Source organism: Kocuria cellulosilytica, from assembly GCF_040981245.1.
Taxonomy (GTDB): Bacteria; Actinomycetota; Actinomycetes; order Actinomycetales; family Micrococcaceae; genus Kocuria; species Kocuria cellulosilytica.
In genome coordinates this window covers 96,496-118,744 of record NZ_JAVFWZ010000005.1, presented here as the reverse complement: position 1 = coordinate 118,744, position 22,249 = coordinate 96,496, and the positions used below count along the sequence as shown (strand labels likewise).

The 22,249-nt window shown below is 75.0% G+C and carries 19 protein-coding genes; 15 read left to right on the top strand and 4 right to left on the bottom strand.

The window, feature by feature from the left end:
• Positions 1-57 precede the first annotated feature (57 nt).
• The 3 genes from RCG67_RS09775 (at position 58) to gabT (ending at position 4,911) form a co-directional block, all read left to right on the top strand.
• Positions 58-1,599, top strand: a complete 1,542-nt coding sequence (locus RCG67_RS09775) for a PucR family transcriptional regulator (RefSeq protein ID WP_368825939.1) — start codon at positions 58-60, stop codon at positions 1,597-1,599.
• A gap of 297 nt (positions 1,600-1,896) precedes the next feature.
• Positions 1,897-3,435: an NAD-dependent succinate-semialdehyde dehydrogenase gene (locus RCG67_RS09770; RefSeq protein WP_368825938.1), complete on the top strand. Its 1,539-nt coding sequence runs from the start codon at positions 1,897-1,899 to the stop codon at positions 3,433-3,435.
• A gap of 132 nt (positions 3,436-3,567) precedes the next feature.
• Positions 3,568-4,911 carry a 4-aminobutyrate--2-oxoglutarate transaminase gene (gene gabT / locus RCG67_RS09765; RefSeq protein WP_368825937.1) on the top strand — a complete coding sequence of 448 codons (1,344 nt, stop codon included), beginning with the start codon at positions 3,568-3,570 and terminating at the stop codon, positions 4,909-4,911.
• A gap of 95 nt (positions 4,912-5,006) precedes the next feature.
• On the opposite strand, the gene RCG67_RS09760 is transcribed toward gabT, so the two are convergent.
• Entirely contained in the window at positions 5,007-5,447 is a 441-nt protein-coding gene (locus RCG67_RS09760; RefSeq protein ID WP_368825936.1) for a hypothetical protein, read from the bottom strand.
• Positions 5,448-5,575: 128 nt separating this feature from the next.
• Here RCG67_RS09760 and RCG67_RS09755 point away from each other — a divergent pair, with 128 nt between their 5' ends.
• On the top strand, positions 5,576-7,093 hold the full coding sequence (locus RCG67_RS09755; RefSeq protein ID WP_368825935.1) for an amidase: 1,518 nt from the start codon (positions 5,576-5,578) through the stop codon (positions 7,091-7,093).
• On the opposite strand, the gene RCG67_RS09750 is transcribed toward RCG67_RS09755, so the two are convergent.
• The gene (locus RCG67_RS09750) at positions 7,084-7,278 is read right to left on the bottom strand and encodes a hypothetical protein (protein WP_368825934.1); all 195 of its coding nucleotides are present in this window, start codon (positions 7,276-7,278) and stop codon (positions 7,084-7,086) included. The two genes, RCG67_RS09755 and RCG67_RS09750, sit on opposite strands and share 10 nt — an antisense overlap.
• A gap of 223 nt (positions 7,279-7,501) precedes the next feature.
• On the opposite strand from RCG67_RS09750, the gene pgm reads away from it, so the two are divergent.
• From pgm to RCG67_RS09720, 6 genes are all read left to right on the top strand, one after another.
• Positions 7,502-9,136: a phosphoglucomutase (alpha-D-glucose-1,6-bisphosphate-dependent) gene (gene pgm / locus RCG67_RS09745; RefSeq protein ID WP_368825933.1), complete on the top strand. Its 1,635-nt coding sequence runs from the start codon at positions 7,502-7,504 to the stop codon at positions 9,134-9,136.
• Between the two features lie 299 nt (positions 9,137-9,435).
• A complete protein-coding gene (locus RCG67_RS09740) occupies positions 9,436-9,969 on the top strand; it encodes a DUF4242 domain-containing protein (RefSeq protein ID WP_058875257.1) in 534 nt (177 codons plus the stop codon).
• Positions 9,970-10,084: 115 nt separating this feature from the next.
• On the top strand, positions 10,085-11,176 hold the full coding sequence (locus tag RCG67_RS09735) for an acyl-CoA dehydrogenase family protein (RefSeq protein ID WP_368825932.1): 1,092 nt from the start codon (positions 10,085-10,087) through the stop codon (positions 11,174-11,176).
• Positions 11,152-11,907, top strand: a complete 756-nt coding sequence (locus RCG67_RS09730; protein WP_368825931.1) for an ABC transporter ATP-binding protein — start codon at positions 11,152-11,154, stop codon at positions 11,905-11,907. Before RCG67_RS09735 ends, RCG67_RS09730 begins: the two co-directional genes overlap by 25 nt.
• Positions 11,904-13,085, top strand: coding sequence for an ABC transporter substrate-binding protein (locus tag RCG67_RS09725; protein WP_368825930.1), 1,182 nt, complete (start codon positions 11,904-11,906; stop codon positions 13,083-13,085). Before RCG67_RS09730 ends, RCG67_RS09725 begins: the two co-directional genes overlap by 4 nt.
• Positions 13,082-13,981 carry an ABC transporter permease gene (locus RCG67_RS09720; RefSeq protein ID WP_368825929.1) on the top strand — a complete coding sequence of 300 codons (900 nt, stop codon included), beginning with the start codon at positions 13,082-13,084 and terminating at the stop codon, positions 13,979-13,981. The genes RCG67_RS09725 and RCG67_RS09720 overlap by 4 nt, the downstream gene beginning before the upstream one ends.
• A 3-nt stretch (positions 13,982-13,984) precedes the next feature.
• On the opposite strand, the gene RCG67_RS09715 is transcribed toward RCG67_RS09720, so the two are convergent.
• The gene (locus tag RCG67_RS09715) at positions 13,985-14,257 is read right to left on the bottom strand and encodes a CDGSH iron-sulfur domain-containing protein (protein ID WP_368825928.1); all 273 of its coding nucleotides are present in this window, start codon (positions 14,255-14,257) and stop codon (positions 13,985-13,987) included.
• Entirely contained in the window at positions 14,254-15,315 is a 1,062-nt protein-coding gene (locus RCG67_RS09710) for an iron-containing redox enzyme family protein (protein ID WP_368825927.1), read from the bottom strand. Before RCG67_RS09710 ends, RCG67_RS09715 begins: the two co-directional genes overlap by 4 nt.
• Positions 15,316-15,502: 187 nt before the next feature.
• Between RCG67_RS09710 and RCG67_RS09705 the strand changes: the two genes are divergently transcribed.
• From RCG67_RS09705 to RCG67_RS09685, 5 genes are all read left to right on the top strand, one after another.
• Entirely contained in the window at positions 15,503-16,861 is a 1,359-nt protein-coding gene (locus RCG67_RS09705) for a uracil-xanthine permease family protein (protein ID WP_368825926.1), read from the top strand.
• Positions 16,862-17,006: 145 nt separating this feature from the next.
• Positions 17,007-17,405, top strand: coding sequence for a hypothetical protein (locus tag RCG67_RS09700; RefSeq protein ID WP_368825925.1), 399 nt, complete (start codon positions 17,007-17,009; stop codon positions 17,403-17,405).
• Between the two features lie 38 nt (positions 17,406-17,443).
• Positions 17,444-17,869: a four-helix bundle copper-binding protein gene (locus tag RCG67_RS09695; RefSeq protein WP_368825924.1), complete on the top strand. Its 426-nt coding sequence runs from the start codon at positions 17,444-17,446 to the stop codon at positions 17,867-17,869.
• 1 nt (position 17,870) lies between these two features.
• The gene (gene ppsA, locus RCG67_RS09690) at positions 17,871-20,288 is read left to right on the top strand and encodes a phosphoenolpyruvate synthase (RefSeq protein ID WP_368825923.1); all 2,418 of its coding nucleotides are present in this window, start codon (positions 17,871-17,873) and stop codon (positions 20,286-20,288) included.
• Complete coding sequence (locus RCG67_RS09685) at positions 20,285-22,174, top strand: heavy metal translocating P-type ATPase (protein ID WP_368825922.1); 1,890 nt, start codon at positions 20,285-20,287, stop codon at positions 22,172-22,174. The genes ppsA and RCG67_RS09685 overlap by 4 nt, the downstream gene beginning before the upstream one ends.
• The last annotated feature ends 75 nt before the right edge of the window (positions 22,175-22,249 follow it).

The following is a 22,249-nucleotide window of genomic DNA, read 5'->3' as shown; positions in this document are numbered from 1 at the left end:
GCCGGGGACGGCTGCCCTAGGCTGTCCCCGGCGCGCCGACGAGGAGGAGGACTGCCCATGGTCACGGTCGCCCAGGTGCTCGGCCTGCCCGGACTCGGACTGGAGCCCGTCGTCGGGGCGGCCACCGACCTGCCGGTGAGCTGGGTGGTGACCAGCGAGCTCGCCGACCCCACCCCGTACCTGGAGGGCGGCGAGGTCCTCCTGCTGACCGGCATCCACACCTCCGCCCGGGCGCACTCCTGGACGGAGTACGTCCGCCGGCTCACGGACCGTGGCGTCGTGGCGCTGGGGCTGGGCGTGGGCGAGCGCCTGTCCTACCCCGACGTGCCGGACGCGCTCGCCGCCGCGTGCCGGGACGCCGGGCTGACCCTGTTCCGGGTGCCCGAGCGCACTCCCTTCCTGGGCATCATCCGCGCCGCGGCCGAGATGCGCGCGGCCGAGGCCCGCACCGCGCTCGAGGCGATGCTCTCCGAGCAGCGGAGCCTGACCCGGGCGGCCGTGGGGCGCAACGGCCCGGCCCGCGTGGTGCGCACGCTGGTGGCGGTGCTCGGCGGCGGATGGGCGGGCGTCTGCGCGGCCGACGCCCGAATCGTGGAGCGCTCCGGGCCCGGCCTGCCCGCGCTCCCCTCGGGCCGGACGCTCCCCGAGCTCCTCGACCGGCTGCGTCCGGCCGGGCTCCGCGGGTCCCTGAGCGAGTCCGGCCCGGAGGGCGCGGTGGTCGTCCATCCCCTCGGGGTGGACGGCGTCCCCCAGAGCTACCTCGTCGTGGCCCTGCCCGGCCCGGCGGACCCCGTCCGGACGGGCGTCATCGCCACCGCCGTGGCCCTGCTCTCCCTGCACGCGGAGCGCGCGGCGGAGCAGGCGCTGTTCCGCCGCCGGGTCCGCGCGGGGGCCCTCGCCCTCCTGCTCAACGGCGAGGCGCGGTCGGCGGACGCGCTGCTGGGGGTGGCGGACGACACGACGTGGTCGGCGGTGCCCCGGGTGCGGGTGGCCCGCCTGCGCGGCGGCGCCGAGGCGCTCCGGGACGGCGTGCGACGCCTCGAGGCGGCCACCGGCCCGGGCGAGCGGCCCGTGCTCGTCGGCGCACCGGCCACGGAGCCCTCCGGCGAGCAGACGGCCGCGCTGCTGCTGGAGGACCTCCCGGAGCGGCTGGCCGAGGTGCGTGCCGCCGCGGAGGCCTCGGGCCTGCGGGCGGGCATCGGCGGACCGTCGACCGTCCGGGGGACGGACGCGAGCGACCGCGGGGCCCGCGAGGCCCTGGAGCGCACCACGGACCGCCGGCCCGTCGGCACGTGGGACGACCTCGTGGCGGGCGGCGTCGCCGACCTCCTGCCGCGCGAGACCGCCCGGGCCTGGGCGCAGCAGCTGCTGCAGCCCCTGGAACGGGGCGGTCGGTCGGGCCTGCTGCGCACGTTCCTCGCGCACAACGGCAACCGGAGCGCAGCGGCCGACGCCCTGGGCATCCACCGCAACACCCTGCAGCAGCGGCTGCAGGAGATCGAGACGGCGCTCGGCCGGTCCGTGGACGACCCGCAGCTGCGCGCGGAGCTGTGGCTCGCCCTGCGCCTCGCCGACCGGCCGGATCCGTCGGCGCCGTAGTCGGTCACCGTGCTCCGCCCGAGTGTGCACAGTGCACAGATTGCCGGCGATGATTCAGCAGCATGCTGGGGCGTCCGGGCGTTAGCCTGGGTGCAGTCGAGCGGCCGCCCGGCGCCGGTCTCGCCCCGGCTCGTCGTCACACCGTGACGACGTCCCCGCGGAGGAGCCCGGCCGGAGTCCTACGATGGACCGGCGGGCCCAGTGCTGTCGCCCGCCCGTCCGACGAACCCCTTGACGCAGCGCAGGCACCACCGGCGCCCGGTGGTGCGGTGCGCGTCGACCAGAGAGGCTGAACACATGAGCATCACGGAGAAGGCCCGCACGGCCACCGGCATGAAGGAGCGCATCGAGGCGGTCCTGGCCGCCACCCCCACGGGGCTGCTGATCGGCGGCCAGTGGCGCGACGCGTCGGACGGGGGGACCTTCGAGGTCGAGAACCCCGCCACCGGCGAGGTCCTGGCCACCATGGCCTCGGCCACCCGCGAGGACTCCCAGGCCGCGATGGACGCCGCCGCCGACGCCCAGGAGTCCTGGGCCCGCACCCCGGCCCGGGAGCGCTCGGAGATCCTGCGCCGTGGATTCGACCTCGTGCAGGAGCGCGCCGAGGACCTCGCGCTGCTGATGACCCTGGAGATGGGCAAGCCGCTGGCCGAGGCGGCCGGGGAGGTCAAGTACGGCGGGGAGTTCCTGCGCTGGTTCGCCGAGGAGGCCGTGCGCGACTACGGCCGCTACCTCGACACCCCCGAGGGCAACCTGCGGATGCTGGTCACGCACAAGCCGGTGGGCCCGTGCCTGCTGATCACCCCGTGGAACTTCCCGCTGGCGATGGCCACCCGCAAGGTCGCCCCGGCCGTGGCCGCCGGCTGCACCATGGTGCTCAAGCCCGCCCGGCTGACCCCGCTGACCTCCCAGTACTTCGCCCAGCTCATGCTGGACGCCGGGCTGCCGGCCGGGGTGCTCAACGTGGTCTCGTCCAAGTCCGCCTCGGCGGTGTCCGAGCCGATCATGGCCGACCCCAGGCTGCGGAAGGTCTCCTTCACCGGCTCCACCCCGGTGGGCAAGCAGCTCATGAAGCTGGCCACCGACAACGTGCTGCGCACCTCCATGGAGCTCGGCGGCAACGGGCCGCTGATCGTCTTCGAGGACGCCGACATCGACAAGGCCGTGGCCGGTGCGATGGCCGCGAAGATGCGCAACATGGGCGAGGCCTGCACCGCGGCCAACCGGCTGCTCGTGCACGAGGACGTCGTCGAGGAGTTCGTGGCGAAGCTGGCCGAGAAGATGGCCGCACTCACCGTGGGCAACGGTGTGGAGGACGGGGTCACCGTGGGCCCGATGGTCGAGGCCAAGGCGAGGGACTCCGTCGAGGAGTTCGTCGACGACGCCGTTGAGCGCGGGGCGAAGGTCGTCGTGGGCGGTTCCCGGGTGGACGGGCCCGGCTACTTCTTCGCCCCCACCCTGCTGCGCGACGTCCCGCGGGACGCGAGGGCGGTGACCGAGGAGATCTTCGGGCCCGTCGCCCCCGTCGTGACGTTCAAGGACGAGGACGAGGCCGTGGCCCTGGCCAACGCCACCGAGTACGGGCTGGCCTCCTACGTGTTCACCGAGAACATCTCCCGCGGCCTGCGCATCGGCGACCGCATCGAGTTCGGCCTGATGGGCCTCAACGTCGGGGTGATCTCCAACGCCGCCGCCCCCTTCGGCGGGGTCAAGCAGTCCGGTCTGGGCCGCGAGGGCGGGGCCGAGGGCCTGCACGAGTACACCACCACCCAGTACATCGGCGTGGAGAACCCCTGGGCCACCGTCCCGACCCCCGGCACCGGCACCCCCGCCTGAGGTCCTGACCCGCGCTCCCTGCCCCGGGGCGGCGGTCGTCGCAGTCAGCTGCGGCGACCGCCGCCCCGCGTCGGCGCACGCCCGCTCGACGTCCCTGTCCCCACCCCCTCCCCACCGAAAGGAGATCTCGCCGTGACCGAGATCCAGTACCGCCTCGAGCAGGTCCGCCGCGTCGACGGGACCCTCCCCGGCCCGAGGTCCCGCGAGCTCGCCGAGCGGCGTGCCGCGGCCGTCGCCTCCGGAGTCGCCTCGTCCGTGCCCGCCTACGCCGCGGACGTCGACGGCGGGATCGTGCTCGACGTCGACGGCAACCAGCTCGTCGACCTCGGCTCCGGCATCGCCGTGACCACCGTGGGCGGCTCCGCCCCCGCCGTGGTCGCCAAGGTGCAGGAGGCCGTGGCGCACTTCACGCACACCTGCTTCATGGTCACCCCGTACGAGGGCTACGTGGCCGTCGCGGAGAAGCTCGCCGAGCTCTCCCCCGGCGACCACCCGAAGAAGGCGGCGCTGTTCAACTCCGGCTCCGAGGCCGTCGAGAACGCCGTGAAGATCGCCCGCGTGCACACCGGCCGCCAGGCCGTCGTCGTGTTCGACCACGCCTACCACGGCCGCACGAACATGACCCTCGCCATGACGGCCAAGGTGATGCCCTACAAGCAGGGCTTCGGCCCGTTCGCCGGTGAGGTCTACCGCGTGCCCGTGTCCTACCCGTTCCGGGACCCGGAGGGCATGACCGGCGCCGAGGCCGCCCGCCGCGCGCTGCTCCAGGTGGAGAAGCAGGTGGGCGCGGAGAACGTCGCCGCCGTCGTGATCGAGCCCGTCCAGGGCGAGGGCGGGTTCATCGTGCCGGCCGAGGGCTTCCTGCCCGCGCTGTCCGAGTGGTGCACCGGCAACGGCGCCGTGTTCGTCGTCGACGAGGTGCAGTCCGGCATCGCGCGCACCGGCGAGTGGTTCGCCGTGGACCACGAGGACGTCGTCCCGGACCTGATCACCGTGGCCAAGGGCGTGGCCGGCGGCATGCCGCTGTCCGGCGTGGTCGGCCGCGCCGAGATCATGGACTCCGTGCACGCCGGCGGCCTCGGCGGCACCTACGGCGGCAACCCCGTGGCCTGCGCCGCCGCCCTGGGCGCGCTGCAGACCGTCGAGGAGTGGGACCTCGTCGCCCGCGCCCGCCGGATCGAGGAGATCATCCGCGAGGAGCTGGCCCCGGTGGCCGAGGAGACCGGCATCGTCGGCGAGATCCGCGGCCGCGGGGCCATGATGGCGCTCGAGTTCGTCCGCCCCGGCGGCACGGAGCCCGACGCCGACGCGGCCAGGGCGATCGCCGCGGAGTGCCTCGCCCAGGGCGTCATCATCCTGACCTGCGGGACCTTCGGCAACGTCGTGCGCCTGCTGCCCCCGCTCGTCATCGGCGAGGAGCTGCTGCGCGACGGACTGCGGGTGCTCGCCCAGGCCGTCCGCACCGCGGCCCGGTAGCACCGGCACCTCCCGCGGGGCTCTCCCGCCCGCCGGACGCGTCGGGCGGGGGAGCCCCGCGTGCGTGCCGGGTGACGGATGCCCCCGGCACGGCGTCAGCCCGAGCAGCGCTCCTGCAGGCCCCTGACCTCCTGCACCACGTCGATGAAGGAGCGTTCGCCCTGCCGGAAGCCGGAGACGGCCTCGCGGACCGAGGTCAGCTGCCCGGTCAGCTCGTCCGGGGCGGTGGCGGCGAGCTCGTCGACCTCGGCGAACAGTCCCGCGGGATCCTCCCGCAGCTGCTGCGGGGCGGCGCGGACGGTCTCGAGCACGCGGTCGCACGTCTGCCGGACGGTGGCCTCCGACGCGTCGCCCGAGGCCGCGGGGGCGCTCGTGGCGGTGGGCGCGGGCCCGTCCTGCCCTGTGACTTCCGCGGCCTCCCGCTCGGCGGAGGGAGCGGAGGGACCGGCGGCGGAGCAGCCGGTGAGGGCCAGGACCAGGGCGGCCGCCGTCGCCGCGCGGGTCACCGCGGAACGGGGCGCAGGGGCTGTCGGCACGGGGATCTCCTGCGGGGTCGAGGAACACGAGGGGGCGGGCACGCCCCGGCAGCCGCCAGCCTACTAGCCTGGGCCCAGCGCCCCGCGGACCCCGGAGGGCAGCGCACCGCCGTCGGACAGGAGCAGCCGTGACCCGGATCGGAGACCTCAGCGCCGTGCAGCTGCGGGACGCGCTGGCGCGCGGAGAACTGCGCGCGGCCGAGACCGCCGAGCACTTCCTGGCCAGGATCGAGGAGCGCAACCCGGCCCTGGGCGCGTTCGTCCACGTGGCCGCGGACCTCGCCCTCGCCCGGGCCCGCGCGCTCGACGCCCTGCCGGCCGGGGCCGCGCGCGGGCCCCTGCACGGCGTGCCGCTCGCACTGAAGGACCTGCACGACGTCGCGGGGATGCCCACCGGCTACGGCTCCGCCGCCGTGGCCGGCCGGCCCGGGGGCGCGCCCGTGGCGGAGGCCGACGACGACCTCGCGGCCGTGCTGGGCGCCTCCGGCGCCGTGTGCCTGGGCAAGACCCAGGTCCCCGAGTTCGGCCTGAACTGCTACTCCGAGAACCTCGTGGCCCCGCCCGCCCGGAATCCGCACGACCTGTCGGCGGGGGCCGGCGGGTCCTCGGGCGGCCAGGCGGCGGCCGTGGCGGCGGGGATGCTCCCGGTGGCGCCGGGCTCCGACGGCGGGGGCTCGGTGCGGATCCCGGCGGCGGCGTGCGGGCTGGTCGGGCTCAAGCCCAACCGCGGCCGGGTGCCCACCGCGGACGCGCAGTCGGACGCCGCGCAGCTCGTGGTGAACGGCCCCCTGGCCCGCACGGCGGAGGACGCGGCGCTGCTGCTCGACGTCCTGTGCTCGCCCGCGCCGGGACCGGCGCACGGCAACGTGGTGCGGCGGGCGGTCCGCGCCGCACCGCAGGAGTCGTTCCTCGACGGCGTGCGCGCGGCCCGGCGGGGCGACCTCCCCTGGGGGGACCGGCCGCTGCGGATCGGGGTGAGCACCGCCTCCCCGTTCGACACCGTCCAGGACATCGTGGTCGCCCCGGAGGCGCGTGCCGCCCTCGAGGCCGGCGTCGCCCGGCTGCGGGACGCCGGGCACGAGGTCGAGGAGGCCGAGCTGTCCTACGACCCCGAGTACCCGGGCGCGTTCTTCGAGGTGTGGACCACCGCGATGGGCACCGCGCCCCTCGACGAGGACCAGGCCGGGAGGCTGACCGGGCTCGCCGGCGAGTTCCGGGCCCGCGCCCTGCGCCGGTCGGCGGTCGAGCTGGCGCGCGCCGTGACCGTCCTGCGCCGCGTCGAGCAGGACGTGGTGCGGGCCTACGGCGCCTGGGACCTGGTCCTGACGCCGGCGCTGGCCATGACCCCGCGCCCCCTGGGCTGGTACTGGGAGGGCTACGACCTCGCGGACCCCGCGGGCGCGGACCAGGACTACCGGCGCCAGTGCGGGTACACGCCCTGGACGTCGGTCGTCAACGTCGTGGGCCTGCCCGCGGTGACCGTGCCCACGCTGTGGACCCGTCCGGCGGGCGACGACGACGGTCCGGTCGTGCCCATGGGCGTCCAGCTCGTCGGCCGCCCGAGCGCGGAGGCGCAGCTGCTCGCCGTCGTCGCCCAGCTCGAGGACCGGGGTCTGCCCGGCCCCCGCCCGGCACGTCAGGAGTGACCCAGGGCCGCCTCCCCCGCCTCGGGGTCCTCGTCCGGGTCGGTGGCCGCCTCGGGGTCCTCCTCCGGCTCGAACCCGGTCGCGTTCTCGTCGGCCGTCAGCCCGATGCCCTGCTCGTTGTCCGGGACGGTGCCCTCCGGACCCTTGCCCGAGCCCTCGGTCGTCTCGTCGGGTGTGTCGCTCATGGTGTCGGCCTCCTCGTTCGGTCCTGCCGTGGCTGGTGCCCTCATCCTGTCCCACCCGCCGCGATTCCTCCAGCCCCTGTGCGCTCCCTCCGGCCCCCGCTGCGCGGCCCTGCCCGTCCGCCCCGCGGCGCGGCCCTTCCCCGCGCGGCAGGGAGCGCGAAACCTGGCGACCCGATCGCGCGGCAGCCCCACGCGCCCGCCGCCCGGCGGTAGGTTGGGCGCCATGACCAACCGTGCGGGCACCGTCGCCCAACCCAGTGACCTCGTCGACCTCGGCAAGCTCCTCGACGCCTACACCGACGTCTCGCCCGATCCCTCGGACCCGGACCAGCGTGTGGCCTTCGGCACGTCCGGGCACCGGGGCTCGTCCCTCAAGGCCTCGTTCAACGAGCCGCACATCGCGGCGATCACGCAGGCCATCGTGGAGTACCGCACCGGCCAGCAGATCACGGGCCCGCTGTTCATGGGCAAGGACACCCACGCCCTGTCCGGGCCCGCGCAGGACACCGCGCTCGAGGTGCTGGCCGCCAACGGCGTGACCGTCCTGCTGGACTCCCGGGACGGCTACGTGCCCACCCCGGCGCTGTCCCACGCGATCCTGACCCACAACACGGGCCGGGCGGAGGGAATGGCCGACGGCATCGTCATCACCCCGTCCCACAACCCGCCCTCCGATGGCGGCTTCAAGTACAACCCGCCCAACGGCGGCCCCGCGGACAGCGACGCCACCGAGTGGATCGCCCAGCGCGCCAACCAGTTCCTCGAGAACGGCATGGCGGGGGTCCGCAGGATGCCCCTGGCCCAGGCGCGGGCGGCGGAGACCACCGGTGCCTACGACTTCCTCGAGGAGTACGTGCGGACGCTGCCGGAGGTCGTCGACCTCGACGTGATCCGTGACTCCGGGCTGCACATCGGCGCCGACCCCATGGGCTCGGCCTCCGTGGCCTACTGGGGCGAGATCGCCCAGCGCTTCGGGCTGAACATGACCGTGGTGAACCCGGACGTGGACCCCCAGTGGGCGTTCATGACCCTCGACTGGGACGAGAAGATCCGGATGGACTGCTCCTCCCCCTCCGCCATGGCCTCGCTCATCGGCAACCGGGACAAGTACGACATCGCCACCGGCAACGACGCCGACACGGACCGCCACGGCATCGTGACCCCCGACGCGGGCCTGATGAACCCCAACCACTACCTGGCGGTGGCCATCGACTACCTCTTCCGCGAGCGCACCGGCTGGTCCCCGGAGGCCGGGGTCGGCAAGACCCTCGTGTCCTCCTCGATCATCGACCGGGTGGCGGCCTCCCTGGGTCGTGAGCTCGTGGAGGTCCCGGTGGGCTTCAAGTGGTTCGTGCCCGGGCTGATGGACGGCTCGATCGGCTTCGGCGGCGAGGAGTCCGCGGGCGCGTCCTTCCTGCGCCGGGACGGCTCCGTGTGGTCCACCGACAAGGACGGGATCATCCTGGCGCTGCTGGCCGCGGAGATCACGGCCCGCACCGGGAAGACCCCGTCCCAGCGCTACGCGGAGCTCACCCAGCAGTTCGGCGCCCCCGTCTACCAGCGCATCGACGCCCCGGCGAGCCGGGAGCAGAAGGCCGCCCTGAAGAAGCTCTCCCCCGCCCAGGTGGAGGCGGACACCCTGGCCGGCGAGCAGATCACGGCGAAGCTGACCAACGCCCCCGGCAACGGCGCGGCGATCGGCGGGCTGAAGGTCACCACGAAGAACGCGTGGTTCGCGGCGCGGCCGTCCGGCACGGAGGACGTCTACAAGATCTACGCGGAGTCCTTCCTCGGCGAGGAGCACCTGCAGCAGGTCCAGCAGGAGGCCAAGGCCCTGGTGGACGGCGTCATCTCCTGACGGGTCCGGGGCGGTCCGGGCCCGGACCGCCCCGGACCGCCTCCCCGCGGGGACGCCCGCCCCGACCGGGGCCCGCTCCCCCGCGGAGGCCGTGCGGTCCCCGCCGGACCGGCCGGCCGCGTCCCGGCGGGCGGAGCGGGGCGCATTGTGCACACGACACGGCCCCGGGGCCAGGGAGACGGGCGGAAGAGCCCGATGTTGCGAACTGTGACGATTTCCGCGACGTCCGGCGGGCAGGAGCCTAGCCTGGAAACAGTGCCGGCGCGGCTCCGCCGCCTCCCTCGTCCGGAAGGAATCCCATGTCTCTCCACCTGCTCGAGATCGTTCCCGCCTCCGCGTCCAAGGACGCCGTGACCCAGCTGATCGGCACGGTCTCCGAGGCCGTCTCCTCGGCGGGCGCCGAGTTCATCGAGTCCCAGGTCACGGCCGACCACGGACGGGTGTTCGTGATCGTCGAGGCCGACAGCGGCGAGGGCCTCGCCCAGGCGGTGCGCTCCGCCGCCGGGGACGCCGCCGCGGAGGTCACCGGCCCCGACGCCGTCCGCCTCGTGGGCGCCGAGCTCGAGGACATCAAGAAGCTCAAGGGCGACGCGCAGTACCTGGTGGAGTGGGACATCCCCGCGGAGATCACCATGGAGCAGTACCTGGCCCGCAAGAAGGCCAACTCCCCCAAGTACGCCGAGGTCCCCGAGGTCTCCTTCCTGCGCACCTACGTGCGCGAGGACACCGCGAAGTGCCTGTGCTTCTACAACGCCCCCGACGAGGCGTCCGTGGAGCGCGCGCGCCAGGCCGTGGGCACCCCGTTCGACCGGATGTTCAAGCTCAACGTCTGAGCGGACCGCAGCGCTCGGCGCCACGGCGGCCCCCGCGAGCCGGGGGCCGCCGTCGTGCTTCCCGCCCGCCGTGCCGGCGGGCCCCGCACCGCACTCCCCGGCAGAACGGAAGACCATGACCCAGTCCACGCGCACCCCGTCCACGGCCGGCGGCCCGGTCCCCGGGACCGAGCCGCTGCTCGCCCCGCTCGTCGACTACCCGGACCACGAGTTCGTCCGCCGCACCGCGGCGGCTCGGGCCCGCGACGTCGACACGGCCGCCGCGTCCCCGCTGACGACGCTGCGCGAGCTGGGCGACCGGGGACTGCTGGACCTCGGCCTGACCGGGTCGCTGGCCCCGCAGGCCGCCGTCGTGTTCGACCTCGCCACCGAGTGCACCGCCACGGCGTTCTCGCTGTGGGCGCACCGGGCGACCGTCGAGTACCTCGCCGCCACCGGGACCGGGGTCCCCGCGGACGTCCGGTCCGGGGCCGTGCCCGGGTGCTCGGCGATGGCGCCGGCGTTCAAGGACGCGGCCGGCATCGGGGAGATCCCCGTGACCCTCACCGACGGCGCCTCGGGGCCCGTCCTCAACGGCACCGTGCCGTGGGCCTCCAACCTGTACCCCGAGGGCCTCGTGGTGCTGCCCGCCGTGCGGGCGGACGGCTCCCGCGCGGTGCTCCGGACCCGGGTCTCGGCGCCCGGCGTGACGGTGCGGCTGCTCGAGAACCTGATGGCGCTCAACGCGACGGCCTCGGGCGTGCTCGTGCTCGAGGACGTGCCCGTCGACCTCGCCGAGGACCTGCTGAGCGAGGACGTCCCGTCCTTCCTCGCCGCCGTCCGGGGCCCCTTCCTGCTGCTGCAGACCGCGTTCTGCCTCGGCCTCTCGGCCGCCGCGCTGACCGCCGCCCACGACGCCCTGCAGGGCGTCGCCGAGGTCTTCCGCGAGGAGCTGGAGGAGGCGACCGCCGAGCAGCGGCGGCTGCGCGCCGACCTGCTGCGCCTCGCGGACGCGCCCCGCGCGGCGGGCCCCCGCGAGCTGTTCTCCCTCCGCCTGGACGCCGCGCTGCTCACGGGCCGGGCCACCCGGCTCGAGGGGAAGATCGTGGGCGGGCGCGGCTACGCCATGTCGTCGGCCACGGCCCGCCGCGCCCGCGAGGCCGCGTTCCTGCCCGTCCAGTCCCCCACGGAAGGACACCTGCGGTGGGTCCTGCAGAACCTGGTCTGAGCCCCGCCCCGCGGCCCGCGCTCACCGTCCGCGGGCTGCGCAAGAGCTACCCGGGAGCATCCGCCCCCGCCCTCGACGGGGTGGACCTGACCCTGCGCAACGGCGAGACCCTCGCCGTGCTGGGCCCCAGCGGCTCCGGGAAGTCGACTCTGCTGCGGGCCATCGCCGGGCTCGAGCCCCTGGACGGGGGCAGCATCGAGTTCGGCGACGCCGACGAGCGCTTCGCCGTCGTCTTCCAGGACCCCGGGCTGTTCCCCTGGCTGTCGGTGCGCCAGAACATCGCCCTCGGCGGCCGGTACCGGCGCAACCGCGACCGCTTCGAGGACGCCCGCGTGGACGACCTGCTCGGGATCCTCGGCCTGGCCGCGCTGGCGCACACCCCGGTCCAGGAGCTCTCCGGCGGGCAGGCCCAGCGCGTGTCCGTGGGCCGTGCGCTCGCGGTGCGCCCCGACGTGCTCCTGCTCGACGAGCCCTTCAGCGCCCTGGACCCCGCGACCCGCAAGGACCTGCAGCTGTGGCTGCGCGGGCTCGCGACCGAGCTCGAGCTGACGGTCTTCCTCGTCACCCACGACGTCGACGAGGCCATCACCCTCGGCGACCGGATCGGCTTCTTCGCCGGTCCGCGAGGATTCCGGCAGCAGTGGGTGCCGGCGCAGGACGGCACCACGGCCGAGCAGATCCTCGCCCACTACCGCGGCGGCGGGGACGACGACGGGAACTGGGTCATATGAGCACCGGCGGACCGAGCCGGCGGACCCTGCTGCGGGCCGGGGCCGGGGCCGCGGCCCTCACCGGTCTCGGCTGGGGCGCCGGGAGCCTCTACGCGGGCAGCCAGCAGGACGCCCGCGGCGCGGACGGCCCGGCACGGCCCGTGCGGATCGGGTACCTCCCCATCACGGACGCCTCCCCCCTGCTGGTCGCCCACGCCAACGGCTACTACGACGACGCCGCCGTCCCGGTCGCGGACCCGGTGCTCTTCCGCAGCTGGGCGTCCCTGTCCGAGGCGTTCGTGGCGGGCAAGGTGGACGCGATCCACATGCTCATGCCCATGGCCCTGTACATGCGCTACGGGCTGCGGGCCGACGTCCGCATCACGGCCTGGAACCACATCAACGGCTCCGCGCTCACGGTCCGCCCGGACGTGCAGCGGCTCGAGGACCTGTCCGGGGAGTCCGTGGCGATCCCGGCGTGGTGGTCCGTGCACAACGTGATCGTGCAGAAGCTGCTGCGCGAGGCCGGTCTCGTCCCGGTCATGCGGGAGGCCCCGTCCCGGCAGCGCCGCACCGTCGCCCTGCTGCCCATGGCCCCCTCCGACATGCTCCCGGCGCTGAACAACGGGGTGATCGGCGGCTACGTGGTGGCCGACCCGTTCAACGCCGCCGCCGAGGCGAAGGACGTCGGGAACATCCACCGGTTCCTCGGCGACGTGTGGCACGACCACGCGTGCTGCGTGACGATGCTGCGCGGCGAGCTCATCCGCGACCGCCCCGCGCAGGCCCAGGGGTTCATGGACGCCCTCGTCCGGGCCCAGGCCTGGGCCCGGCAGAACCGCCCCGAGACCGCGGCGCTGCTCTCGGCCGACTACCTCCCCCAGCCCCGGCCGGTGATCCAGCAGGCCCTGACCTACCACGCCGCCGAGCACCGGGGCGCACTGCACCACCCCGCCTGGAACGGCGAGCGCCTGGACTTCCGCCCGTACCCGTACGCGAGCTTCACCGAGGAGCTGGTGCGCGCCATGCAGGAGACGGTCGTCGACGCGCCGGCCGGGTTCCTCGACGGCCTCGACCCGGCCGCCGCCCACCGCGAGCTCGTCGACGACAGGCTCGTGATCCGCAGCATCGAGAAGGTCGGCGGGCTGGGCGTCTTCGGCCTGACCGGCACGACCCGCACCGAGGAGATCGCCCCATGAGCGCCCCGCACCGGACCCCGCAGGACGCCTCGGGGACCCCCACCGACCTCGACGACGTCGCCCGCACCGGCCCGTCCCGCTCCGCGCCGGCCGGTTCCGGCCCGGGCGGTTCCGCCCCGGCGCGCACGGCCCGGCGCACCGGGCCCCGCTGGGCCGGTCCCGCCTGGGGCGTGTTCGGGGTGCTGGTCACGGTCGCCGTGTGGTGGGCGTTCACCCACGCCGCGGCGGGCGCCAGCACGATGATCGCCGCGTTCCAGCCCGAGCGCATGCCCGGCGCCGTGGCCTCGCTGTTCGAGCGGGGCGTGGTGGTCCAGGACGGCCTGACGAGCCTGTGGCGGCTGCTGTGCGGGCTGGCCGTGGCCACCGGGGTCGGCGTGCCCCTGGGTCTGCTCATCGGCTCCTACCGCCGGTTCCGGTGGACCAGCGCCCCGGTCGTGCAGTTCCTGCGCATGGTCTCCCCGCTGTCCTGGGCGCCGGTGGCCGTGGCCCTGCTGGGGGTGGGCAACGCGCCCGTCGTCTTCCTCGTGGCCGCCGCCGCCGTCTGGCCGATCACCATGAGCACGGCCGCGGGCGTGCAGGCGCTGGACCCGCTGCACCTGCGGGTCGCCGAGACCCTCGGGGCCACCCCGCTCGAGCGGCTGCGCACCGTGGTGCTGCCCAGCATCCGGCCGTTCGTCATGACCGGTGTGCGGCTGGCCCTGGGGATCTCGTGGGTGGTCATCGTCCCGGCGGAGATGCTCGGCGTCAGCAGCGGCCTGGGCTACGAGATCCTCAACGCCCGGGACCGGCTGGCCTACGACGAGATGCTCGTGGTGATCCTCGTGATCGGCCTGCTGGGCATGGTCCTGGACCAGCTCGCGCAGTGGCTGCTGCGGGAGCCGGCTCCGCGCCGCTGAGGCTCAGCGGGCGCGGAACCGGGCCCGCTTGTGCGAGCCGTCGCAGAACGGCTTGATGGACGAGGCCCCGCAGCGGCACAGCGCCACCGTGGCGCGTCCGGGGTCGATGGGCCGGTCGTCGCCGTCCAGCAGCTCGTAGCCGCCGCGCACCAGCAGCGGGCCGTCGGGGCACACGGTGATCGTCACCGGCTCACCGGCCGGGGCGGGACCGGGGAGCGCCGTGGGACCGGGCGCGGGGTCCGGCGCGGGGTCCCCGGCGCGGGGCTCCCCGCTCACCGGACGAGCTCCGCGGCGCCGCGCCGTGCGGACCCCGCCGTGGCCGGGCGCAGCGCGGACTCCCCCGCCTCCCACCGCGCGAGCGCCTGGCGTGCGGCGAGGCCGTCCAGGTGCAGGACGCAGCGCGCGCCGAAGAAGACGTCGGCGGCGACGGCGGGGTCCTCGACCACGAGGCCCCCGGCCATGTCCCGGGCCGCGATCTGCTCGTGGGCGGCGTCGGCCTCGACGTGCTCGTCGTAGAACGCGGCCGCGGCGGGCAGCCCCAGGCGGTGGAAGCCCCGCGCCAGGAACTTGGAGGGCACGGAGGAGGTCATCTCGTACATGGCCAGGTGCCCCACCACCGCGCCGCGCAGCCGGCGGTGCAGACCGAACATCGTGACGGTGTTGACCCCGGCGAGCCACTCGGCGGGCACCCGGTCCACGGCGCTGCCGTAGGAGTCGTCGAGGCCGGCCTCGCGCATCCCGGCGGCGAACAGGGCCGAGTGCATCCGGGCGGCGTTGCCGCCCCCGTACTCGTCGACCTGGATCTCGATCAGCCCGGCCTTCGCCCGGCCGCTCAGCCGCGGGATGCCCCACGTGTGCGGATCGCCCTCCATGAGCTGGTAGACGGACTTCAGCTGCAGGAACTCCCGTGCCTGCTCCCCGTCCGCCCGGCCGGAGAGGTGGCGCGCGAGGCTCGGGCCGTCGTCCTCGGCGGCCATGGCGAACAGGGCGTCGGCGACCGACTGCGGCGTGCCGGGCACCGTGTCGGCCGGCAGCTCCGCCCGCAGCCGTGCCTCGAGCGCGGCGGAGAGCACCTCCCGCGCGCGCAGCAGCTCCGGGTCGCTCTCCCAGCGGTCGTCGACCCCCTCGACGCCCTGGTAGTGCAGGGCGTGCAGCACGAAGAGGCCGAGCTGGACGTCGTCGTCCGCGAGGACGTCCTCCGCGCGGGACACGGCGGCGCGGGCGGCCGCCGGCAGCGCCGAGGCCCGCTCCTCGGCCGCGGGGCTGCCGGGCTCCTCCCGGAGCACCGCGAGGAGGTCCTCGCCGAGCGGCCCTCGTGGCTGTGGCTGACGCATGTGTCGACTCCTGTCCGGGCGGTGGTGCTGGTCGCCCACCATCATAGTTTCCATCACCGTGCTGATCACATGGAGGGCCTCCGGCACCTCCGGCACGGGACGCGGGGCCCGCCCCGACCGGCGGGGGCACCGAGTACAGTGGTGGGGGCCCGGATCCGGGCCCCCACCCCGCCGTCGAGGAGACCCCATGAGTTCCCCCGTGCCCGGACGCAGCATCGCCACCCGCCTCGGCCTCGGCTGGCGCCTCCACGGCGACGGCCGCACCGTCACCGCCGGGGAGGTCGTGCGGCCGCGGGAGCGGCTCACCTGGCCCCGCACGGTCACGATCGGCGCGCAGCACGTGGTGGCCATGTTCGGCGCCACGTTCCTGGTCCCCCTGATCACGGGCTTCCCGCCCTCGACCACGCTGTTCTTCTCCGGCGTGGGCACGATCCTCTTCCTGGTGGTCACCGCCGGCCGGGTGCCCTCCTACCTCGGCTCGTCCTTCGCCTTCATCGCCCCCATCGGCGCCTCGACGAACCAGTACGGCCCGGGCGGGGCGCTGGGCGGCGTCCTGATGGCCGGCGCGGCGCTGTTCCTCATCGGCCTGGTGGTGCAGTTCGCGGGCACGGCGTGGCTCCAGAAGCTCATGCCGCCGCTGGTCACGGGCACCATCGTGGCGCTCATCGGCTTCAACCTGGCGCCGTCCGCGCAGCAGAACTTCATGGACGCCCCCGTCACCGCGCTGGTGACGCTGTTCTCCATCATCCTCATCTCGGTGCTCTTCCGCGGCCTGCCCGGCCGGCTGTCGATCCTGCTCGGCGTGCTGATCGGCTACCTGACGGCGGTGCTCCGGGGCGAGGTGGAGTTCACCCGGATCGCCGAGGCGTGGCAGCAGCAGGGCCTGTTCGGGCTGCCCCCGTTCCAGGCCCCCGAGTTCCACCTGCCCCTGATGGGCCTGTTCGTCCCGGTCATCCTCGTGCTGGTGGCCGAGAACATCGGGCACGTGAAGTCCGTGGCGCTCATGACCGGCGACGACCTCGACCCGTACATCGGCCGGGCCATCATGTCCGACGGGCTCGCCACCGTGATCGCCGGCTCGGGCGGCGGCTCCGGGACCACGACCTACGCGGAGAACATCGGCGTCATGGCGGCCACGCGCGTCTACTCGACGGCGGCCTACTGGGTCGCCGCCGTCGTGGCGATCCTGCTGAGCGTCTTCCCGGTCTTCGGCGCCGCCGTGGCCACGGTCCCCGCAGGGGTCCTGGGCGGGGCCGCGACCGTGCTGTACGGGATGATCGGCATGCTCGGCGTGCGGATCTGGGTGCAGAACCGCGTGGACTTCTCGAACCCGGTCAACCTCACCACCGCGGCGGTGGCCATGATCATCGGGATCGCCGACTACACGTGGGAGGCCTCCGGGCTGCAGTTCGCGGGCATCGCCCTCGGCACCGCGGCCACGCTCGTCGTGTACCACCTCATGGCCTTCCTCGCCCGCGTGCGCGGGACGGTGGGCAGCGACCCGCTCGCCCCCGACGCCACGCGGCAGCCCTCTCCCCTGGGCTGAGCGCCGCACCCCTCCTACTCGTCGGTAGACGAAATGTGCCCGTGAGAGGCCAGCTTTCGTGGTGACCCAGGTCTCCCGTCCCCTAGCGTGGAGTGCGGGAAGGCCGAGCAGCCGGCCACGCACCGTGAGCTGCAGGGGAGACAGCATGCACCACAAACCGTCCGTCCTCGTCCAGGTCGATCTGGACGGCAGGCACATCCGGCTCGTGGTCAGCGGGTGCGTCACGGAGCTCAACCACCGGGCCCTGTGCCCCCTGGTCCGCCGCGCCCGCACCCTGGCGCCGGACATCGCGGTGGTCGTGGACCTCACCACCGCCCACCACGTCGAGCCGGCCGCCGTGGACCTGCTGCGCTGGGCCGCGGAGCACGAGGACGCCGTGCGCGGCACGCCCGCCGTCGACTTCGTGGTCCCCGCCGAGCTGCCCGGCCACGGCACCGTCACCCAGCTCGCCGGGTGGGCGGGCTCCCGCCGCCCCGGGAGCCCCGAGCCCGCGCGCCGGGCGGCCCGGCCCCGAGCCGCCCCGAGGTCCCGCCTCGCGGGCTGATCCGACCCGTACCGGTCCCACCCGATGGAGGACGTCCCGTGAGCACGATCAGCCGCGCCCTGATGGCGCACCCCGCCGCCCCGGAGCTCACGCACGAGGAGCGCGCGGCCGAGGCCGAGTGCATCGAGGCGTGCCTCGACACCGCCCAGATCTGCCGGATCAGCGCCGACGCGTGCGTCGAGGAGGACGCCGTCGCGGAGCTGCGCGAGTGCCTGCGCGCCGAGCAGGACTGCGCGGTGATCTGCTCGGCCACCGCCCAGGTGCTGGCCCGGCTCGGCTTCCCTGAGCCCGGGGACGGCCGGGCCGTGCTGGTGCCGCTGCTCGAGGCGTGCCGGGCCGCGCTCCGGGTCTGCCGCGACGCGTGCCGCAAGCACGACGAGGTCTACGAGCACTGCGCCCTCGCGGCCGAGGCCTGCGAGCGGTGCGAGGAGGCCTGCGCCGCCCTCCTGGCCCGGAGGAGCTGACGTGGCCGCCCCCGAGGTCCGCTGGTTCGAGGAGCTCGGGATCGCGGACGTCGCCCTCGTGGGCGGCAAGAACGCCTCGCTCGGGGAGCTGGTCCGGGAGCTGGCGTCCCGGGGCGTGCGCGTGCCGGGCGGCTTCGCGACCAGCGCGGACGCCTACCGGTCCTACGTGGAGGCCAACGGGATCGGGCCCGCCCTGCGGGACCGGCTCGAGGACCACCGCGCGGGCCGCGCGACGCTGCGGGAGACCGGGGCCGCCGTGCGGGAGCTGTTCCTGCGCGGGGAGTTCCCCGAGGAGACGGCGCGGCAGATCCGGCGGTTCTACCGGGAGCTCGCCGAGCGCACCGGCCGCGCCCGGCCGTCCGTGGCCGTGCGCAGCAGCGCCACCGCGGAGGACCTCCCGGACGCGAGCTTCGCCGGTCAGCAGGAGACCTATCTCAACGTGGTCGGCGAGGAGGAGCTGCTGGCGGCGTGCCGGCGGTGCTACGCATCCCTGTTCACGGACCGGGCGATCACCTACCGGGAGCTCAAGCGCTTCGACCACCTCGCGGTCGCCCTGTCCGTCGGCGTGCAGGAGATGGTGCGCTCGGACCTCGGCGGCTCCGGGGTGATGTTCTCGATCGACACCGAGAGCGGCTTCCCCCGCGTGGCCGTGATCAGCGCGGCGTGGGGCCTGGGCGAGACGGTCGTGCAGGGGACCGTGGACCCGGACAAGTACCTCGTCTTCAAGCCCCTCCTCGACGTCGCGGAGGCCCCGATCGTGGAGCGGACCCGCGGGGCCAAGCTGCACAAGCTCGTGCACGACGACGACGCCCCCGCCGGCGCCGCCGCCACCCGGCTCGTGGAGACCTCCCCCGCGGAGCGGGAGGCGTGGGTGCTCGGCGACGCCGACGTCCTGCAGCTCGGCCGCTGGGCCGTGCTCGTCGAGGACCACTACGGCCGGCCCATGGACCTGGAGTGGGCGAAGGACGGGCTCACCGGCGAGCTGTTCCTGCTGCAGGCCCGGCCGGAGACCGTCCAGGCCGGGCGCAGCGGGACCCGCTTCACGGTCCACCACCTCCGCGAGGAGGGACGCGTGCTCGCGGTGGGCGCCGCGGTCGGGGACGCCGTGGCGACCGGACCGGCCTGCGTGGTGCGCACCGCGGCGGACATCGAGTCCTTCCGGGACGGCGCGGTGCTCGTCACCGAGATGACGGACCCGGACTGGGTCCCGGTGATGAAGCGTGCCGCCGCGATCGTCACCGACCACGGCGGGCCCACCAGCCACGCCGCGATCGTCAGCCGGGAGCTGGGCCTGCCCGCCGTGGTCGGCACCGGGGACGCCTCCCGGACGATCCCGGAGGGCCAGGAGCTGACGGTCTCCTGCGCGTCGGGCGACCGGGGCACGGTCTACGAGGGCGCCCTCGCGTTCGACGTCGAGGAGGTCGACCTCGGGGAGCTGCCGGACGCGCGCACCGCCGTCATGGTCAACGTGGCGAGCCCCGCCGCGGCCTTCCGCTGGTGGCGGCTGCCGGCCGACGGGGTGGGGCTGGCCCGGATGGAGTTCGTGGTCAACAACATCGTCGAGGTCCACCCCATGGCCCTCGTGCACCCGGAGCGGGTGCGGGACGAGGCGGACCGGCGGCGGATCGCGGAGCTGACGGCGGGCTTCGCCGACGGGCAGGAGTACTTCGTGCAGACGCTCGCGCTGGGCATCGCCAAGCTCGCCGCCCCGTACCACCCCCTGCCCGTGATCGTGCGGCTCAGCGACTTCAAGACCAACGAGTACGCGCACCTCGTGGGCGGGGCGGCCTTCGAGGAGCCCGAGGAGAACCCGATGCTCGGCTTCCGGGGCGCCTCGCGCTACTACGACCCGCGCTACCGCGAGGGCTTCGCCCTCGAGTGCCGGGCGCTGCGGCGGGTCCGCGAGCGCATCGGCTTCGACAACGTGGTGGTCATGGTCCCGTTCTGCCGCACCGTGGCGGAGGCGGACCGGGTCCTCGCCACGATGGCCGAGCACGGCCTGGAGCGGGGGCGGCACGGCCTGAAGGTGTACATGATGTGCGAGATCCCCTCCAACGTGGTCCTGGCCGAGCAGTTCGCCACGCGGTTCGACGGCTTCTCCATCGGCTCCAACGACCTCACCCAGCTCGTCCTGGGCGTGGACCGGGACGCGGAGGCCCTGCGCGCGCTCTTCGACGAGCGGGACGAGGCCGTCACCCGGATGATCGGCGAGGCGATCCGCAAGGCCCACGCCGCCGGCATCCCCATCGGCATCTGCGGCCAGGGCCCCAGCAACCACCCCGACTTCGCCGAGTTCCTGGTCCGGGAGGGCATCGACTCGATCTCCCTGAACCCGGACAGCTTCCTGCGCACCGCACGGCGGATCGCCGAGACGGAACGTCGCCTCGGAACCGGGCCCGGGGGCACCAGGGACGCATGAGCCTCTCCGTGGGCGCACGCCCCGACCTCGACGTCGACCCCGGCCGCGCGGGCCGGCTGCTCGAGTTCCCGCGGCGCTATCCGCTCGTGGCCGCGACCCTGGCCGTGGGCGCCGTGGTCGTGGGGCTGCTGGCCGCGGGGCAGCCGGTCCCGGCGCAGTGGCTGGGCTCGGGCTGGGCGCTGGCCGTGGCCGCCCGGGTGGCGTGGGGCATGGTCGAGGACGTCCTCGCCGGGCACTGGGGCGTGGACCTGCTGGCCGTCACCGCGATCAGCTCCACCGTGGCGGTCGGCGAGTACCTGGCGTCCCTCGTGGTGGTCCTCATGCTCACCGGCGGGCAGGCCCTCGAGGACTACGCCGCCAACCGGGCCCGCAAGGAGCTCAACGCGCTGCTCGAGCGGGCCCCCGTGCTCGCCCACCGGCTGCGTCCGGACGGCTCCGTCCGGGACGTCCCGGTCGAGGAGGTCCGGCCCGGGGACGAGATCCTGGTCCGCCCCGCCGAGGTCGTGCCCGTGGACGGCCGGCTGGTCGGCGCGGAGGCCGACTTCGACGAGTCCTCCATCACCGGGGAGAGCCTGCCCGTGACCCGCCGCGCCGGTGACGCGGTGCTCTCGGGCGTCCTCAACGAGCAGCAGGCCGTGGTCCTGCGGGCCACGGCGACCGCGGCGGACAGCCAGTACGCCACGATCGTGGCGATGGTGCGCGAGGCCGCCGCGTCCCGCGCGCCGGTGGTGCGCCTGGCCGACCGCTACGCCGTGCCCTTCACCGGGTTCGCCCTGCTCGTGGCCGGGCTGGCCTGGTGGTACCACGGGGACCCCGTGGTCTTCGCGGAGGTCCTCGTGGTGGCGACCCCCTGCCCGCTGCTGATCGCCGCGCCCGTGGCGTTCCTGGGCGGGATGAGCCGGGCGGCCCGCAACGGGGTCATCATCAAGAACGCCGGAACGCTCGAACGGCTCGCGGCGGTGCGCACCGCCGCCTTCGACAAGACCGGCACGATCACCTACGGCCGCCCCGAGCTGCTGGCCGTGCACGCCCGTCCCCCGTTCCGGGCGGACGAGCTGCTGCGCCTGACGGCCTCCGCCGAGCAGTACTCCTCGCACGTGCTCTCGGCCTCGGTGCGGGACGCCGCGCTCGCCCGGGGACTGGAGCCGGTCCCCGCCGAGGAGGCGCACGAGGAGGCCACCCACGGGGTCACCGCCACGGTCGAGGGGCGCCGGGTGGTGGTCGGCAAGCGCGCCCACGTGGCCCGCTCCGCCCCGGACGTGGTCGAGCAGGCGCTCGGACCCGGCGAGCTGGCCGTGTACGTGGCCGTGGACGGCCGTTTCGCCGGCACCCTGGTGATGAGCGACCGGGTGCGCGAGGACGCGGCGGCCACGATGGCCCAGCTGACCGCGCTCGGGGTGCGGGAGATCCTGGTGCTCAGCGGGGACGCCCGCGCCACCGTGGAGCACGTCGCCGCGGCGCTGGGCATCACGCGGGTGCTGCCCGAGTGCCTGCCGGAGGACAAGGTCCGCACCGTCCGGGACGCCCGGGACCGGCCGGTGCTCATGGTCGGCGACGGCGTCAACGACGCCCCCGTGCTCGCCGCCGCCGACGTCGGCGTCGCGATGGGCGCCCGGGGCGCGACCGCCGCCAGCGAGTCCGCCGACGTCGTGGTCCTCACCGAGGACCTCGCCCGGACCGCGACCGCGGTGCGGATCGGCCGGCGCACCATGCAGGTGGCCCTGCAGAGCATCTGGCTGGGCATCGCCCTGTCCGTGGTGCTCATGCTCGTGGCCGCCACCGGGGCGATCCCGGCGATCTTCGGCGCCCTCAGCCAGGAGGTCGTGGACCTCCTGGCCATCCTCAACGCCCTGCGCGCCCTGCGGGGGCCGCACGGCGAGAAGTGACGGGCCCGTCCCGCACCGCACACCTCCGAGCCGCACAGCCCAGGAACGCACGGCCGCACACCGCACGGCGAGAAG